This window comes from Streptomyces chiangmaiensis, assembly GCF_036281785.1.
Lineage (GTDB): Bacteria > Actinomycetota > Actinomycetes > Streptomycetales > Streptomycetaceae > Streptomyces > Streptomyces chiangmaiensis.
Genome location: NZ_JAYWVC010000174.1, coordinates 1 through 16475, shown reverse-complemented (window position 1 = coordinate 16475; position 16475 = coordinate 1). Strand labels below are relative to the sequence as shown.

Here is a 16475-nt window from a genome sequence, read left to right as displayed (position 1 = left end):
TACGGGAGCGTGTGAGAGACGTCCCGGCATGTGGAGGAGCCATGTCACCATTGGGCGATGCTGACCGAGGAGGACGCACGCCGACTGGTGCTTGCCGAGATCGACGACCTACGGGGCTGCGTCGAGTACGACCTTCAGATCCTGCGCGTGGAGGCCTTGCCGTTCGGGTGGATCTTCTACTGGGGCGCGGCCTGGGACGGTCAGAGCAGACAGCGCCCTCGGCTGGGAGGCAACGGTCCTTTCCTAGTGGATCGTGAAAACGAGCGGTTGATCCGAACGGCCACCAGCGTTCCCGTGGCCCGTCAGATCGCCGACTACGAACGCCGACTACGACGCGAAGCTCACGCCCGGAATCTGGCAGCGAAGCAAGCCGTACAGCAGCGCGGTACCGCAACCCCAGCAACTGACCCCGCCCACTGGCGTCCCTCAGGGGCCTCGGAGCGACCGGAATGACCGTCGTTGACCGAACTGGCTAGAGCTACGAATCAGAAGGTCACACCGCACACGAGGCGGCTCGGCCAGACACCGGGCCGTCTCAGTTCCCGTCTCATTCAGCCCCGTTCACGGTCGTTCAGGCGAGACCCGAAGCCGCCCCAGCGCCGAGGGACAGGCGGCCATGAACGCAGATGAACGCCCGTGCACGCACCCTGGCATCCCACCAACACAGTTGGAAAGCGTGCGCGGGACGCCAACTACGCTGCCACCCGGCACCTGGACCAGCCCAGGGTCGAGTAGCGGTTGGCGAGCTTCAGGGGCATCGGTGGGTATCTGGGACGTGAAGAGGGACAGCGAGCGTGCACAGTGGGTCTTTGTGCCGCAGGTCAGTGTGGGACCGCTGCGCTTTGGCATGGCTCCCGACGAGGTGAGTGCGGCCCTTGGAAGCAATGCCCCGGCCTGCCGCCTCGTCCAGCGTTCATCGGGCAGCTACGAACTCGTCGAGGCGCAGTTCACCAAGCTGGGGGTGACCGCCTACTACGCGATGGGGCAGACCCTGGCCTGCGTAGCCGTCGATGCTCTTGCCGGCCCCCAGGTCGCGCTGGACGGCACGGCTCTCGTCGCCCGCGTGCCATCCGAGGCCGAGGACTGGTTGTGCAACCACACGGAGGCCTATGAGTTGGACTTGATCTACACGCACGCGGCAGATCCAGGATCCGGAAATCTCGGACTCATCCTGCGTGCTCAACGCGCAGGAGACATCGTCCTCACCCGGCCCCTCTTCCTCATCCGCGAGTGGGCAGAGAACAGTTGGGACTGCATCCCCGGCGAAGAATGGGCGAGGTTCTGACGCACACGAGACAGCTGCACCACAAGCGCACCAGATCGAGCGGGGAACAGCGGGGAATCACGGTGAAAACCAGCGGGTCCGAGGAAGACATAGTTCGGCCGTCTGCCCAGGTCAAGGCCCGAACTGACTCCAGAAGCTCTCAGCTTCCCAAGCTGAGAGCCTGGTATCTATCCTTCGCTCATGGCCGACGTCGAACTTCCGAAGGGCTTGGTCGCGTTGCAGCTCGACGTGTATGCAGCTCGGCTGAGGCTAGTTGAGCATGTACGGGCGAACGGGCCCGTGCGTGACTGGAGCCCTGAGGCCGATGCTGAAGGAGCGGATCTGCAACACGCCTGCGAGGTGAGTGAGGCCGTTCTTCAGAAGGCGATCGATGAGAGCGGCCTGGAGCAGAAGCACGGCCGGCGGGCTCTTTGCCGAGCACTCATGGCCGGGGCCGCCCGCAGCTGGCAGGCCAGCCCGGAACCACGCCGGACCACACGTGAGTGTCTAAGTGCGTGACAACGCCGACGCACAGCGGCGAACAACCGCGGACGTCTGCGGACCGTCGCAGCAGGTGAGGGGCATACCAGCCCGAGGTCCAGCACCCAGCAAAGTTCGTTCGGGACGAAGAGGTCGTGGGTTCAAATCCCGCCACCCCGACAGCTGAAACACCAGGTCAGGGGCCTGATCCGCTGTGCGGATCAGGCCCCTGCTGGCTTTCCTGGCGCCTCTTGGGAGAAATCTGGGAGAAGATCTTGGAATCTCGCCTGCCAGAGGGCCCGTAGACGGGCCCTGAGAGTCCTTGCAGCGGTCCCGCTCCCGTCACCGCGGCGCACAGTTGTGGATCGCGCTGCGGGCCGAGGCCAGCACGATGCCGGCCAGATTCCCCGGCAGTGACACGCGCATCCCGGTGACCTCGATGCCGTCGCCACCATCGGTACGACGCTGCTCGTTGATGACCATGCGGCCGCCGCCGGGTATGCGGATGGTGCTGTTCGGCGCCGTGGGCACCGCGACTCGGTCACCCCCGATCCCGAGGTCCACGTCGGCCGTCCCGCGCGTGGTGGCGCATCGACTCATGGCTGTGGCCGTCGAGCCCCGAACCTGAATGACCGGCAGACCGGCCGCACCGATGCGTACCTCCCGGACTCGGCTCACCGAGGCGATCACCCCGGGGGCCAGGGTGGTGGTCACCGTGGGGCACAGTGTTCCGGCGCTGAGCAGCGGTGCCTGCGCGGACGGCGAACAGCCGGGCCGGACCGAGGTCACGTGGGCTGTCCGGACGGGGCCGGTATCGGGCTGCGCGGGGATCCGCACACTGATGGGCCCACCCGTGTGCCCCGCGATACCGAAGGCGCGACCGGTGAAGTACTGCAGCCTCAGCCGGGCGGAGTCACTCGAGGGCAAATACACGTCGTCGCCGAGGGTGGTGGGCGTGGCAGCGGCGACCACACCGACTGCATCAGAGGTAGCCAATGTCGATCCCACCGGGCCTGGTGCTCCTGCCATCTACGACGCATCCGGGTACAACTGCGGTGACGACGCCAGCCCGGTCGCCTACCAGGTCGGTGTCCAGGCCAGCTTCACCCTGGCGTCCGATGCCTCCGGTGAGTCGACCGCCAGCTACCTCTACCAACTGAACGGCACCGCCCCGGTCTCCGTGGCCAGCACCGGTCCCAGCACGCCCATCAGTATCACGCCCACCCAGGGTGCGAACGTACTGACCGTCACTGCCGTCTCGGCAGGCGGCAACATCGGCGACACCACGAACTGCGTCCTCACAGCCTCCCCTGCGGCCATCGCCGACTACGGCGATCTGACCGGCGACGGCATCCCGGACCTGACCGTCGTGGGCGCACAGGCGGGTCTGCCCAGTGGGCTGTGGCTCGCCCACGGCACGGCAGACGGTCAACTCAACACCAGCATCACCGACATGGGTGTGCAGGGCACCGGGGCCAACAGCGAGGGCGCCCCGAGCGACTGGGACGGCACACAGGCCATCACCGGTCACTTCAACACCGGGGCCGGCTTCAACGACGTCCTGGACTACAACCCCGCCACCGGCCGGGGCACGGTGCTCTACGGCAGCGGCGACGGCTCGCCCCTCCTGCCCTACAGCGGTTATGAGGCCAACGTCATCTCCACCACGTTCATCAACACCACCGGCGACAAAGCCACCAGCATCGCCAACGGCGGCGACCTCTACCATGTCCTCAACGGAGAACCTGCCACCGGCTATCCCGACCTGCTCGTGATCGTGGGTGGCCAGCTGTGGGACGAGCCCAGCCTTCCCATCCCCGGAGGCTTCGTCGGTATCGACAACGCGCTGCCGCTGACCGGCACCAACCCCACCGGCTCCGGCGACTGGGCTGACTGGAGCATCACCAGCAGCCTCGTCGACGGGCTGCCCGCGCTGTTCGCCCGCAACACCAGCACCGGCGCGCTGTACTACTACACCCCGCAACAGCTGCAAGACCTCGCCTACGGCAACACGGTGACCCCGCTACAGATCGCGAGCAGCGGCTACAACTCCGCGACTCTACCGGTCCTGCAGGCTGCCGATCTCAACGAGGACGGCACCCCAGACCTGCGTACCGTCTCCTCCAACGGCAAGAGCACCACGCGGATCTTTGACGCGACCGCCGGGAGCCTGACCGCGAAGAGGCCGCAGAGCCTCGTCCCCCCAGCGACTCCTGTTTGCCTGCGCGGGATCGGGCCGAAGGCGTCGCGTTGCGGCAACCAGTGTGCCCCGCGATGCAGCGCCTCATCATTGCCGCCTGGGATCCTCCCAGCGCTGGACGGCAGGGGTTTTCGGGCCGTTGCAGGGCGCGCGACAGCCCGATGACGTGCCGTACTCGACCCATCGCGGCGCCAAGCGTCGCGGTGCAAGGCTTGCACCAGCCCGAGCCACCGACTGTTTCGCGGTACGTCCTCACGTTCCGCAAAGTCGTCCCTCCCCGGTGCACCCCGTTGACCGAGGACGGGAAGGTGGGCACCGCCTCGCTGGAACGCCTCACCGCCTTCCGGCTCGACGCCGGCGTCCACGGCCTGTTCGTCGGGGTTCCACCGGGGAGATCGCCCAACTGACCGACGCGGCGCGGGACACCGCGCTGCACACGGTCGCCGGGCAGGTCCCCGTGCCGGCCGGGTGATCGACACCGGCACCCTCCGCGTCGTCGAACACGCCCGCCGCCCAACTGCGACCGGGTGGGCCGGATGTCCGGCGCGCTCGGCGCCGATGATTTCGAGGAGACGTCCGTGATCCTGCGGACGGTTCTCGACAAGCCCGGTGCGGGTGACGTCAGTTGACCGTGGGTCGGCCCGGCTGCGTCATCCCTCCAGCAGGGCGAGCTGGGCGGGCGTCAGCGTCAGGTCGGCCGCCGACGCGGAGTCACGCGCCGTCTGCGGACGCGAGCAGCCGGGGATGGGGATGACGTGCTCGCCTTGGGCAAGGTGCCAGGCCAGGCACACCTGTTGCGGGCTGGCCTGCAGGTCGGCCGCCACATCGGCGAAGGCGGGCTGTCCGGCCTCCAGGGCATGTGCCGTCTGCATTCCGCCGAGGGGGCTCCACGGGAGGAAGGCGATGCCGAGCCGCCCGCACAGATCGAGCTGCGGGCGACTGGAGCGAACGGCCGGCGAGAACTCGTTCTGGACCGAGGCCAGCCCACCCGGGCCGAGGATGTCCAGTGCCAGACGGATCTGGCTCTCGTCGACGTTGGAGATGCCGACGAGACGGAGCTTGCCGGCGTCGCGCAGGTCACGCAGCGCGCCGAGGGACTCCGCGTAGGGGACGGACGGGTCGGGCCGGTGGTGCTGGTAGAGACCGATGGCCTCGACTCCGAGCGCGGTCAGGGATGCCTCGCAGGCACGGCGCAGGTGTTCGGGGCTGCCGTCGAGGCCCCACCCGCCGTCGGGAGTGCGGGTGTGGCCGCCCTTCGTGGCCACGAGGACGCCGCTGGTGTCGCCGCCGTAGGTGGCCAGTGCCTTGCGGATCACACGCTCGTTGTGGCCCACGTCGTAGCCGGGGGCGTAGGCATCTGCCGTGTCGATCAGGGTGACGCCGGCGTCGAGTGCGGTGTGGACCGTGGCGATGGCCCGCTGTTCGTCCGGCACCGGGGTGTGCAGGGACAGCGGCATCCCGCCCAGGCCGATGGCGCTGACCTGGAGGTCGCCGAGAGAACGGGTGTGCACGTCGTGCTCCTGTGGTGTGTGGAAAAGGGTGCCCGCACAGACGTCGGGCGCCGCCTGCTCAGGAACGAGGGATACGGGGGTCGGAGGCAGCGGGGAGCGCGGGGCGGGTTTCGACGTGAACAGACCCCGGGGCACCGGTGATGCTGCCGTCGCCGTGGCCGTCGACCGTGACCGTGACGTCGCCGGTGCCCAATCGGATGCCGGAGACCTCAAGGCTTCCGACCGGCGACTGCGCCAGCGGGCGCAGCGCGACGCGACCGGAGGGAAGGTCGGGCTCCAGTCCGAGCAGGGACGACAGCAGGCTGATGCCGGCGGTCGCCGCCCAGGCCTGGGGCCGGCAGGACGCCGGATAGGGCACGGGCCGACTGCCGGGGCGGCGTTGCTCGCCCCCGTGGAGTTCCGGGAGGCGGTAGTCGAAGGCTGCGGCTGCTTCGAGCAGGCCCTCGATCAGCGATGCCGCGGCCGGATGGTGCCCGCTGGTGGCCAGTCCGGCCACGGCGATCGCGGTGTCGTGTGCCCAAACGGACCCCGTGTGGTACCCGACGGGGTTGAAACCCGCGGACCGGGCGCTCATGGTGCGCAGGCCCCACCCGCTGTTCATGTCGGGCCCGGCCAGCCGCTGGGCGACCGCAGCGCTCTCGTCGGCGGAGAGGATTCCCGTGCCCAGCAGGTGCCCTGCGTTGGAGGCGACGGCATCAACCGGTCGCTTGTCGCCGTCGAGTGCGATCGCGACGTACGGGCCGGCGGCGTCCTCGACCCAGAATGCCGACCGGAACCGGCGCGCGAGAGCGTCCGCCCAGTCCAGCCAGTAGTCGGCACCGGGCCTTCCGAAAGCGCTGAGCAGGGCCGCGCCTGCGACCGCGGCCTGGTAGGCGTATCCCTGGACCTCCGAGAGGGCTATGGGCGCCGACGCAAGGCGGCCGCGGGTGGACTGCACGGAGTCGACGGAGTCCTTCCAACCCTGATTGACCAGTCCGTTGTCGTCGTTGCGTATGTACTCCACGAATCCGTCGCCGTCGGCGTCGGCGTGAAGACGCAGCCATTCGAGCGCGCGTTCGGCGTGGGGCAGCAGGGTGGCGACGTCCTCTTGCGGCATGCCCCAGCGCCAGGCCTCTGCCAGCAGCACCACGAAGAGCAAGGTGGCGTCGATGCTGCCGTAGTACAGGGGGGGCAGGGTCAGGCCGCCTGAGAGCCTGGTGGTCTCGCGACGCAGTTCGTGCAGGATCTTGCCCGGCTGCTCCTCGGTTTCCGGGTTGTGGGCCGTTCCCTGCCGGCGGGCGAGGGTTCGCAGGGTGCTTGCGGCCAGTTCGGTTCCCAGCGGCAGCATCATCCGAGCTGCCCACAGGGAGTCCCGGCCGAAGAGCGTGAGATACCAGGGTGCCCCGGCGGCGAGGAAGCGGTCCGCCGGGTACTGCGGGTCGCTCAGCAGCAGGCCCTGGAGGTCGGCCAGGCTGCGATCGAGCAGCAAGGACATGCGCCGGTCGGCGCACCGTACCTGGATGTCCGACCAGGGTCTGCGGTCGGTGGACGGCGCCGCCACCACGGCCGGTGCGTCCGCGACCCCGTCGGCGACAAGAGCGAGGGAAACCGTCCAGCTCTGGCCGGGCGCCAGGTCGACGGTCCACTCCAGGGCGCCGGTCGCGGGGTCGATCCGGTCCGGGGTGTTGCTGGGGGTGAGCGTCACCGACACGCCGGTGTGCGGGTGGGTCCAGGACAGGCCGCTTCCGGTGTTCTCAGCGGGCAGTGCGGCAGGAGTCCGTCCCGATTTGACGGTGGAGATGTTCGCCAGATCACATCCGGTTTCCAGCCGCAGCGGCAGAACGACGGGGGTCCGCCCGTGGTTGCTGACGGTGATCTGCTCGAAGCCGTCCTGCTGGGCGCTGCGCAGCCGTTCGACGCTCACGGCGGCATCCGGGGTCGGGTCGTACGCGCTGCGCCGTACCGCGACGAAGCGGGCCCTGTGCGTGTCGAGGAGCTCGGAGTGGATGGCTTCGGGTTCGGCTCCGTCGATGGTGAGGACGAGACGGCTGACCCACCGGGTGTCGGACGCGAAGAACCCTGCCGCGCCGGCGCGCAGCTGGCCGTCCGGCGTGGACAGCACCAGCAGCGGAGCCTGCAGGCAGACGATCGCGTTCTGGATGAAGGGCTGAGGGGTCCAGTCCGTCACGGATTCTCCTTCGCGGTAAGCCTTCCTGGCAGCGCCCCCACGGGCGGGCCAAGGGGGGTGCCTTGACACTGATTTCGGCGGGGTGCTTTTCTTCTCACGCCGTGACTTTTGAACGATCAAATCACGACAGCCGTGGCGGACGCCAATCATGAGTCGTCCTCGCACCGCTGTCCGCAGCAAGGTCCCCCCGCACTCCGGCACACCGGGTTCGTGCGGAGGGATTTTCATTGGCCACGGCGCTACCTCGTGTTCGCGGTGCCCGCCGGGCGTCCGCAGGGACTTCCCCTGCCGGTGACCGGTGCGCGCACCGGTGGCCGAGGCACCGAAACCCGTGTACCGGGGCAGCGCTGCGCTGTCTTGGAGGTCGCCGGCGCCCGCCGGCTTCGTGAAAGGCACGACCCGATGGCGATCCCGCCCGCGCCCTGGTGGCATGATGCCGTGATGTACCAGGTGTACCTACGCAGTTTTCGTGACGGGAACGGAGACGGCGTGGGCGACCTGCGTGGCGCCCGCTCGGGCCTGGGCTACCTGTCGACGCTCGGCGTGGACGGGTTCTGGCTCAGCCCGTGTTTTCCCTCTCCGCAGCGTGACCACGGTTACGACGTGTCCGACTACTGCGCCATCGACCCGCTCTTCGGAGATCTGAACGAGTTCGATCTGCTGGTCGGTGAGGCGCATCAGTTGGGGCTGAAGGTGGTCCTCGACATCGTCCCCAACCACTGCTCCAGCGAGCATCCGCGGTTCCAGGAGGCACTGGCGGCCGGTCCGGGGAGTCAGGCTCGCCGCTGGTTTCATTTCGCCGAGGGACGTGGCGCGGACGGGAGCCTGCCGCCCAACAACTGGCGGGCGATGTTCGGTGGCCCGGCCTGGACCAGGGTGGTGGAGCCCGACGGCCGGCCCGGCCAGTGGTACCTGCACATGTTCACCCCGCACCAGCCGGACTGGAACTGGCGCACTCCCGAAGTCGCCGACTTCTTCGACGAGGTCGTGCGCTTCTGGCTCGACCGCGGGGTGGACGGTTTCCGGATCGACGTCGCGGTGGGCCTGTTCAAGCATCCCGAGCTCCCCGACTCCCCCGATCCGACCGCGGACGAGAACGCCCGGGACGCGATCAACCCCCTGGCCTGGAACCAGCCCGAGGTCCACACCGTCTGGCAGCGGTGGAGGGCGATCTGCGAGGAGTACGAGGCTCGTGACGGCAGGCAGCGCACGCTGGTGGGTGAGGTCGCGGTTCCCACCCCCGCCGACCAGGCGCTGTATCTGCGTCCTGACGAACTCCACCAGGCGTTCTACTTCGATCTGTTGAACGCCCGGTGGGACGCGGCGGAGTTCCGGCAGCGGATCGAGGCCGCGCTGCGCGACATCGCCTCCAGCGGCGTTCCCGTCACCTGGGTACTGAACAACCACGACCAGCAGCGCACCGTCACCCGGTACAGCAGCAACGGCCTGCCGGGGCAGGAACCGGACCTCGACCGCGGTGCCGCACGGGCGCTCGCGGCAGCCCTGCTGATGCTCGCCCTGCCCGGAAGCGCCTACCTGTACCAGGGCGAGGAACTCGGGCTGCCGGAGGTCACCGACCTTCCCCTGCATGCCCTGACCGATCCCATCGTCGCTGCGACCGGCAGGCCGGAGGCAGGCCGGGACGGCTGCCGTGTACCGCTGCCCTGGAGCGGTGCCAAGCCGCCGTTCGGTTTCACCGACGCCGAGGCGGACCGGACCTGGCTGCCGCAACCCGACTGGTTCGACCGCTACACCGTGGAACTCCTGCGTGCCGACGGAGGGTCGCCCTGGCACGTCTACCAGGACGGCCTGCAGCTGCGGCGCTCCGTGCCGGGGCTGCGCGACCCCCGGCTGCGCTGGCTCACGGACGACGACGGGGTCCTGGTCTTCGCCCGCGGTGAGGGATTCGTGTGCGCGGTGAACTTCACCGACGCGCCGGTGCCGGCGCCCGTCAAGGGCAGGCTCCTGCTGTCCAGTCAGCCGTGCGACGAGGGGAAGCTGGACGCCAACACGGCTGCGTGGTGGATCGTCGACCCCACCTGCTGACACAAGGCCGCGCCGGGCTCCTGGTGGCTGAAGCCCTCACCGGCCGCCAGGAGTTGCCCGCTGTGCCTGGCGCGCCGCGGTGTGTGAGGGCCTTCGCCGCCGACTGCTGCGGCCTTGACGGTCAGGCGCTTTCCCGGATCATCAAGGAGGGGGCGAGGACAATGCCGTTGTGCTGCACACGCTGGTCCTTCAGCTTGGCGACCAGCAGGCTCATGACCTCCTTCGCCACCTCCTCCAGGGGCTGCCGGACGCTGGTCAGCGCGGGCGTGACGAGGGAGGCGGTCGGGGAGTCGTCCACACCGATCACGGCCAGTTCCCGGCCGATTTCCCGGCCGACGCTGCGGGCCGCCGCGTAGCAGCCCAGGGCGAAGGTGTCGCTGGCGGCGACGATCGCCGTGATCGTGGGGGCCCTGCCGAGGAGCTCCAGCGCGGCGCGTGTGCCGTCCTGGAGGGTGTCCAGGGCGGTGATGTGATGGTCGGGGCGCAGTCCGTGGCGCTGGAGGGCGCGTAGCCAGCCGCGTCGTCGCTGTTCGCCGGGGCCGGAGGTGCTGGACCAGCCGAGGAACCCGATCTCGCGGTGGCCGGCTGCCACCAGGTGGTCGACGGCGGCCTGCGTGCCGGCGGCTCCGTCGACGTCGACCCACAGGTAGTTGCTGTCGGGGTCGGGGCGTCCGAAGCAGGCGAAGGCAGCGCCGCGTTCGGCGAGCCAGGCGGGGCGCGGATCGCCCGGGTCGATGCCTGACAGCACGAACCCGTCGACGCTGCCGGTGCGGAGCATGTCCTCGTAGCAGGTGAGTTCGGCGCTGATGCCGCCCGAGCTGAAGAGCAGTACCCGGTGGCCTGCGGACTCGGCGGCGGTGGTGAGGGCGTGCAGGAACCGGTCCTGCAGGACGCTGGCGGTGTCGGATCGGTCGGGGTCGAGGCGGTAGCCGATATGCCGGGTGCGCCGGGTGCGCAGGGAGCGCGCCACCTGGTTCGGCTGGTACCCGAGTTTGTCGATGGCGGCCAGGACACGGGCCAGGGTGTCCGCGCGGACACGTTCGGGTGCGTTGAGCGCGTTGGACACGGTTTGAAGGGAGACGTGGGCAGCGCGTGCAACCTCGGCCATCGTCGGGGTCGTTGTCCGTCGGTGTGCCACCATGCCGCCTTTCAGGTAGGGAAAATCGACTACGGGCTCTCAGCTCGGCTGGTGCTGCGGTCCATGCCTTTCGACCTGTCAACCTTAAGGGGTGTCCGGTAACTGCTGGTTACGGGTGAGATGATCTTCCTGTGGCTGGTGTGGTCACGGCGCCGGGGCCGTCGCAGGGAGCCCCGCCCACCGGGCTGAGGCCGCGGCAGCACCGATGACTGCAGCGTGACGTTCGGCGTTTCGTGCAGCGTTGCTGCCGCGCCATCGGCTGCGACCGGGGCGCAGCCGCAGCCTGAGAGCCGGGTGCCGCAGGCTGCGGGTGCACCCTCAAGGAGGGCATCGGACGGGCCGTGCACGTACCGGCCCGCCCGCTTGCGACCGTGAAGCCTGCGACAGGCATGGGCGAAACGCCCCTGGGGTGTGCATCGGCCGGGCACGGCCGGTGGGGCACACGGCCTGCTCAGCCCTTCAGTGCCCCGGCGGTCAGCCCGGACACGATGCGGCGTTGCAGGATCCAGACCAGGATGACCAGCGGGACCGTGACCACGACGCCGGCCGCCATCTGCGTACTGAACGGCTGCTGGTACTGGGAGCTTCCGGTGAACTTCGCGATGGCCACCGTGACCGGCTGCGCGGCCGGCGTGAGCGTCATGGCGTTCGCGATGAGGAACTCGTTCCACACGGAGATGAACACCAGCAGCGCGCTGGTGAAGATGCCCGGGGCGGCCAGCGGCAGGATGACCAGGCGGAATGCCTGGCCCTTGGAGGCGCCGTCCACCATGGCCGATTCCTCCAGGCCCCAGGGCAGCTCCCGGAAGAAACTGGACAGGACCCAGATCGCCAGCGGCAGGGCGAAGCTGATGTCCGGGATGACGACCGACTGGTACTGGTCGATCCACCCCCAGTTGCTGAACTGCTGGAACAGCGGCGTGAGCAGCGCCACCCCGGGGAACATCGAGGCTGCAAGGACAGCACCGAGCGCCAACCGCTTGCCGCGGAAGTGGAGTCTGGCGAAGGCGTAAGCGGAGATGACGCCGATGACCATGGCGAACAGCGTGGTGGTGCCTGCGATCACGACGCTGTTGCGTAGCGCATAGGAGAAGTTGTTCTCGCCGCTGAAGACGGCCCGGTAGTTCACCAGCGTCGGGGCCGACGGCCACAGGTCGTTGTTGAAGATGTCGTTCGGCCCCTTGAGGCTGGAGACGATCATCCAGTAGAACGGCGCGATGCAGAACACCACGATGCCGAGGACGCTCAGGACCGTGCCCACGGTGGCGAGGCGGCGCCGGACAACTCGTGACGGCGGCCTGCGGGCGGTCATGGGCCTGCCGCTGCGGACCCCAACGGGCCTGCGGTGGGAGTGGACAGTCGTGGCCATCAGGCGGTACGCCCTTCTTCGTCGTCGGCCGGCAGCAGGCTGGTCCCCATGAACCGGATGAAGACCAGTGCCACGCCGAAGATGATCAGGAACGTGAGCGTCGACAGCGCGGAACCGTAGCCGAACTTGGTCTGCTGGATGGAGGACTGCACGACGAGCATCGAAAGGGTCGTCGTGCCGTTGGCGCCACCGGTCAGGAGCTGGGGCAGGTCGTAGATGCGCAGGGCGTCGAGCAGCCGGAAGAGGACCGCCACCATGAGCGACGGCATCAGAAGCGGCAGTGTGACGCTGCGGAATCGGCGCCAGGCTCCGGCGCCGTCAACCCGCGCGGCCTCGTAGAGCTCGTCGGGGATCAGCTGCAGTCCGGCAAGGATGAGCAGAGCGAGGAACGGGGACGTCTTCCAGGTGTCCGCGATGACGATCGCCGCGCGGGACGGCCACTGACTGCCCGTCCACAAGGTGCTGCCCCCGGTCAGGTGGTTCACGATGCCTTCGGGCTGGAGCATCCAGCGCCACAGCACACTGGTCACGGCGGTGGGGATCGCCCACGGCACGAGAACGCTGGCGCGCACCAGTCCCCGACCGCGGAAGGCTCGGTGCATGACCAGCGCCATGGCAAGACCGATCGCCACCTCCAGCGCCACGGAGAAGAACGTGAACAGCCCGGTCACTCTCAGCGCCGACCAGAAGTCGCCGGCGCCGTCACCGGTGAGTGCCGTGCGGTAGTTGCCCAAGCCGATGAACTCGGACGTTCCGCCGATGGTGTCGCTGAACAGCGACAGGTAGATGGCCTTGACGAGCGGGTAGCCGATCACCGCCGCAAGCAGCAGCAGGGCCGGGGCAACCAGGTACCAGGCCGCCCATGTTCCACCACCTTTGTGACGCTTCGGTAGCGGCGGCGCACCCGGCAACCCGGATGCGCGCACCTTACTCGTGGTGGTCATGGGCGGAACCTCCTTCAGGCTTCAGTACGGGTGGATCAGTTGGCGGGAATCTTGCGGAGGTCGGCAGCAAGCTCCTTGAGCGCGGCAGCCGTGTCCTTCTTCCCCGTCAGCGCGTCGTAGACGTGGGTCTGGATCCGCAGACTCGTCTCGTCGTATGCGGGCACCTGAGGCCGCGGAGCACCGTGCAGCAGGCCCTCCTTGAGGATGGGCAGGTAGGGGTTCTCGGCCACCAGCTTCTTGTCCGTGTACAGGTCCGTCAGCACGGGCGAGTTGGACAGGTCCTCCACCTCGACCCGCTGGACCGCCGGGCTCTCCATGAAGGCCATGAACTGTTCGACGGACTTCTTGTGCTTGGAGTAGCTGCTCAGGACCAGGTTGTTGCCACCGAGGGTCGTGCTGCCCACTCCGTTCGCACCGGGCAGCGGCGCCATGCCGAACTTGCCCTTGATGACGGAGTCGCTTCCGCCGGCGTTGGCGAGGCTGTACACATACGGCCAGTTACGCAGGAAGAGCAGCTTGCCCTGCTGGAAGGCCCGCCGGGCGTCCTCCTCCTGATACGTGATGGCGGACTTGGGGATGTAGCCCTGCTTGAAGCCGTTCACCAGGAAGTCAAGGCCGGCTTTGGCCTGGGGCGAGTCGACGGTGACCGATCCGTCGGAACCGTAGACGGAACCGCCTGCCGAGTTGATCGCCTCGGTCGCGTTGACCGTCAATCCCTCGTACTTGGCGAACTGACCGGCGTAACAGCCCATGTTGTGCTGCTTGGCGATCCGGCAGTCGTCGATCAGGTCCTTCCAGGTGGTCGGCGGCTTGCTGATCAGGTCCTTGCGATAGAAGAGCAGAGCACCTGCCGAGGTGATGGGGGCACCGTAGAGGTCGCCCTTGTACTGGGCCGTCTTGACCGCAGCGGGCAGCATGTCCTTGATCGGCAGACCGGAAGGGTCGATCTTCTGGATCCAGCCCCGGGCGGCGAACTCGGAGGTCCACACGACGTCGGCGGAGATCGCATCAAACCGGTCGCTGTGAGCCTGGAAGTTCTGGACGATCGCGGCTCGCTGCTCGTCGGCGGACGCCGGCAGTTCGATCACCTTCGCCTTGGCGTCAGGGTGTTCCTTGTTCCAGAGGTCAATCACCTTGCTCTGCAGTTTGCCCGAGGTGTCCTTGCCGATCACAAGGGTGAACGGACCAGTCCCGTCCGCGCCGGCCGCGCTGTCGCCGGGGGTGCTGCCGGAGCAACCTGCGACAAGGGCCACACTCGCCAACGAGGCCGCAACTGCACAGGCCGCTCTCGTAAATTTCATTGAAAAACTCCTTGTTCATCCCCGATGCCACGTCGTCCGGGCCCCGGCTGCATGATCCGCATCTCGCGGGTGTGGCAGCGTCGCACATGGACTGCGCCGGGCGACAAGTGACCACACTTAGGAAATTTGAACGATCAAATGAAACCGTCAAGGATTAGATCATTTCGCGCCCGTTACGGCAATGCGCCCTTGGTCACGATTCGATCAACAGGGGAGGCGACCATGCGCACGACAGACACGACGCCGCCGGGCCGGGGCCGAACACGCCTCGGCGGTGTGTGTCAACGAGGGTGTGCGTCGACGTGGGTGTGCGTCGAAGTAGAAGCGCCGGATGGAGCGCTGCAGCGGCCGGATTCCTCATCCGCGCCGGTCAGCCGCTCGCCGGTCCCTGTCCCGGCCGCTGACCCGGCCCCGTGCCGGCGGCGCCGATGCGCCCAACGGCGTTCCGGGCGGGGTGTGTACGGTCAACGTATCCGGAAGTGACGCCCTGTGACGACTCGCGGGACGGGGCTCGGCGTCCTCCCGCGCTGCCGGCAGCGGCGATGCCGATGCGGCCACACCGTGCCGTTCGCCCCCACCGTGCCGTTCGCCGCTTGCCGCGCATCCTGGGACGACATGACACACCCCGCCGGGCATCGCAAGGAGAAGAACCACACGTCCCCGGGCCCGTGGAGCCCGGCACTGTCCAGTCCGACGGCCAAAACGCCCCGTGCCCGGCACCACCCGCGGACGGGACCAGGACGGCATCACGGGCACACGAGGAACCGGTTTGCCACGGTGGAACAGCACCTCGGATGCTCGCGCCCCTGTCACACATTGCCGATCCGTTCTGTCATTGATTGCGTACACCACCGCCACATGGACAGGACAGACCCCGCATGTCCGTTTCGGATCTGCCAGCTCTTTTCGTGCCGTGCCCCGCGGCTACGACCACGACACGTAGCGGCACCTGGTGCGCGAACTCGGCATCCACCCGCTGATCGCGCGCCGCACCACGAGCATGGTTCCGGGTTGGGAACCGACAGGCGGGTTGCCGTGCGAGCCTTGCCCGACCGCCCTCCTGCATCACCTCCGGCGTCGGATTCGCCGGGACGTCCGCGATGACGTCCACGCCTTCGGCTTCCGCCGGTACTGCGGCGGCCGGTCCGAGGCCGAAACCCACAACACGGTGTTCCTGGAGATCCCCAGCTGCCAGGCCACCGCCCGTGCCGGCAACCCCTCCACCCGATGCATCCGGCGGATCTCCGCCGGGTCCTCCACGCGGATCACCCCGCATCCTCCTGACCCCGCCTGCGGGAAAGCACACGAGTTCGCTGGGAGACCGCCACCGCCTTCTGGACCCGGGCCCAGGCGTTCTTCACCTCGGCCGGGATCGGCATCGAACGCTTCCTGACCGACAACGGCTCCTGCTACAGGTCCCGCCTGTGGCGGGATGCCCTGACAGCGGCCGGGATCACCCACAAGCGAGCCCGGCCCTACCGGCCCCAGACCAACGACAAGGTCGAACGCCTCAACCGCACCCTGCTCGACGAATGGGCCTACGCCCGCCCCTACCGCTCCGAACAGGAACGACGCGACGCATTCCCGCAATGGCTGCACACCTACAATCACCACCACAGACACACCGCGCTGAAGGGCCAACCACCCGCCAGCCGCGTCCCCAACCTCGCACGGCAATACGACTAGGGCATCACCCTGCACAGCGCGTCCAGTGCGCCCGCCCACGCACTGTCCGAGGGCGCCGCGTAGTTGACCACCAGGGCGTCCCGCTCGGGAAACTGCCACCCACAGTCCGCCACTTCATAGCCGAACTGCGTCAACCCCCTGACCGCCAGCCCTTGCCGAGCCGCCGCCTGGACCACCGAACTCTCCGTTCCCCGCGGAAGCTCGAGGACCGCCTGCAGTCCTGCCGCCATGCCGGCCACACGAATGCCGGGAGCCCTCTGGCGCAGGGCAGTGACCAGCTCATCGCGGCGACGCCGGTAGCGCTGCCGCATCGAGCGCACATGACGGCCGTACGCACCCGAGACGATGAATTCCGCGAGCGTCAGCTGC

The 16475-nt window shown here is 68.4% G+C and carries 13 protein-coding genes and 1 pseudogene; 6 read left to right on the top strand and 8 right to left on the bottom strand.

Annotated features, from left to right (window positions below):
* Positions 1–57 precede the first annotated feature (57 nt).
* The 3 genes from VXC91_RS33400 (at position 58) to VXC91_RS33390 (ending at position 1783) form a co-directional block, all read left to right on the top strand.
* Entirely contained in the window at positions 58–453 is a 396-nt protein-coding gene (locus VXC91_RS33400; protein WP_329511103.1) for a hypothetical protein, read from the top strand.
* A gap of 307 nt (positions 454–760) precedes the next feature.
* The gene (locus VXC91_RS33395) at positions 761–1285 is read left to right on the top strand and encodes a hypothetical protein (protein ID WP_329511102.1); all 525 of its coding nucleotides are present in this window, start codon (positions 761–763) and stop codon (positions 1283–1285) included.
* Between the two features lie 180 nt (positions 1286–1465).
* A complete protein-coding gene (locus VXC91_RS33390; protein ID WP_329511101.1) occupies positions 1466–1783 on the top strand; it encodes a hypothetical protein in 318 nt (105 codons plus the stop codon).
* 303 nt (positions 1784–2086) lie between these two features.
* On the opposite strand, the gene VXC91_RS33385 is transcribed toward VXC91_RS33390, so the two are convergent.
* On the bottom strand, positions 2087–2716 hold the full coding sequence (locus VXC91_RS33385; RefSeq protein WP_329511100.1) for a choice-of-anchor P family protein: 630 nt from the start codon (positions 2714–2716) through the stop codon (positions 2087–2089).
* Here VXC91_RS33385 and VXC91_RS33380 point away from each other — a divergent pair.
* Complete coding sequence (locus tag VXC91_RS33380; RefSeq protein ID WP_329511099.1) at positions 2700–4109, top strand: hypothetical protein; 1410 nt, start codon at positions 2700–2702, stop codon at positions 4107–4109. The genes VXC91_RS33385 and VXC91_RS33380 overlap by 17 nt on opposite strands.
* 485 nt (positions 4110–4594) lie before the next feature.
* On the opposite strand, the gene VXC91_RS33370 is transcribed toward VXC91_RS33380, so the two are convergent.
* Complete coding sequence (locus VXC91_RS33370) at positions 4595–5455, bottom strand: aldo/keto reductase (RefSeq protein WP_329511098.1); 861 nt, start codon at positions 5453–5455, stop codon at positions 4595–4597.
* Between the two features lie 58 nt (positions 5456–5513).
* On the bottom strand, positions 5514–7622 hold the full coding sequence (locus tag VXC91_RS33365) for an amylo-alpha-1,6-glucosidase (RefSeq protein ID WP_329511097.1): 2109 nt from the start codon (positions 7620–7622) through the stop codon (positions 5514–5516).
* A gap of 441 nt (positions 7623–8063) precedes the next feature.
* On the opposite strand from VXC91_RS33365, the gene VXC91_RS33360 reads away from it, so the two are divergent.
* Complete coding sequence (locus VXC91_RS33360; RefSeq protein ID WP_329511096.1) at positions 8064–9668, top strand: glycoside hydrolase family 13 protein; 1605 nt, start codon at positions 8064–8066, stop codon at positions 9666–9668.
* Between the two features lie 121 nt (positions 9669–9789).
* Here VXC91_RS33360 and VXC91_RS33355 read toward each other — a convergent pair whose 3' ends face one another.
* From VXC91_RS33355 to VXC91_RS33340, 4 genes are all read right to left on the bottom strand, one after another.
* Positions 9790–10776, bottom strand: coding sequence for a LacI family DNA-binding transcriptional regulator (locus tag VXC91_RS33355; protein WP_329511095.1), 987 nt, complete (start codon positions 10774–10776; stop codon positions 9790–9792).
* Between the two features lie 481 nt (positions 10777–11257).
* Positions 11258–12118, bottom strand: a complete 861-nt coding sequence (locus VXC91_RS33350; RefSeq protein ID WP_329511094.1) for a carbohydrate ABC transporter permease — start codon at positions 12116–12118, stop codon at positions 11258–11260.
* A gap of 56 nt (positions 12119–12174) precedes the next feature.
* A complete protein-coding gene (locus VXC91_RS33345) occupies positions 12175–13119 on the bottom strand; it encodes a carbohydrate ABC transporter permease (RefSeq protein ID WP_329511093.1) in 945 nt (314 codons plus the stop codon).
* Between the two features lie 35 nt (positions 13120–13154).
* Positions 13155–14420: an ABC transporter substrate-binding protein gene (locus VXC91_RS33340; RefSeq protein ID WP_329511092.1), complete on the bottom strand. Its 1266-nt coding sequence runs from the start codon at positions 14418–14420 to the stop codon at positions 13155–13157.
* A gap of 1311 nt (positions 14421–15731) precedes the next feature.
* Here VXC91_RS33340 and VXC91_RS33335 point away from each other — a divergent pair.
* A pseudogene (locus VXC91_RS33335) lies at positions 15732–16106 on the top strand (integrase core domain-containing protein); the annotation flags it as partial.
* On the opposite strand, the gene VXC91_RS33330 reads toward VXC91_RS33335, so the two are convergent.
* Positions 16103–16475 (bottom strand): aminotransferase class I/II-fold pyridoxal phosphate-dependent enzyme (locus tag VXC91_RS33330; RefSeq protein WP_329511091.1); only part of this gene is annotated, 373 nt, incomplete at its 5' end. The pseudogene VXC91_RS33335 and the gene VXC91_RS33330 sit on opposite strands and share 4 nt — an antisense overlap.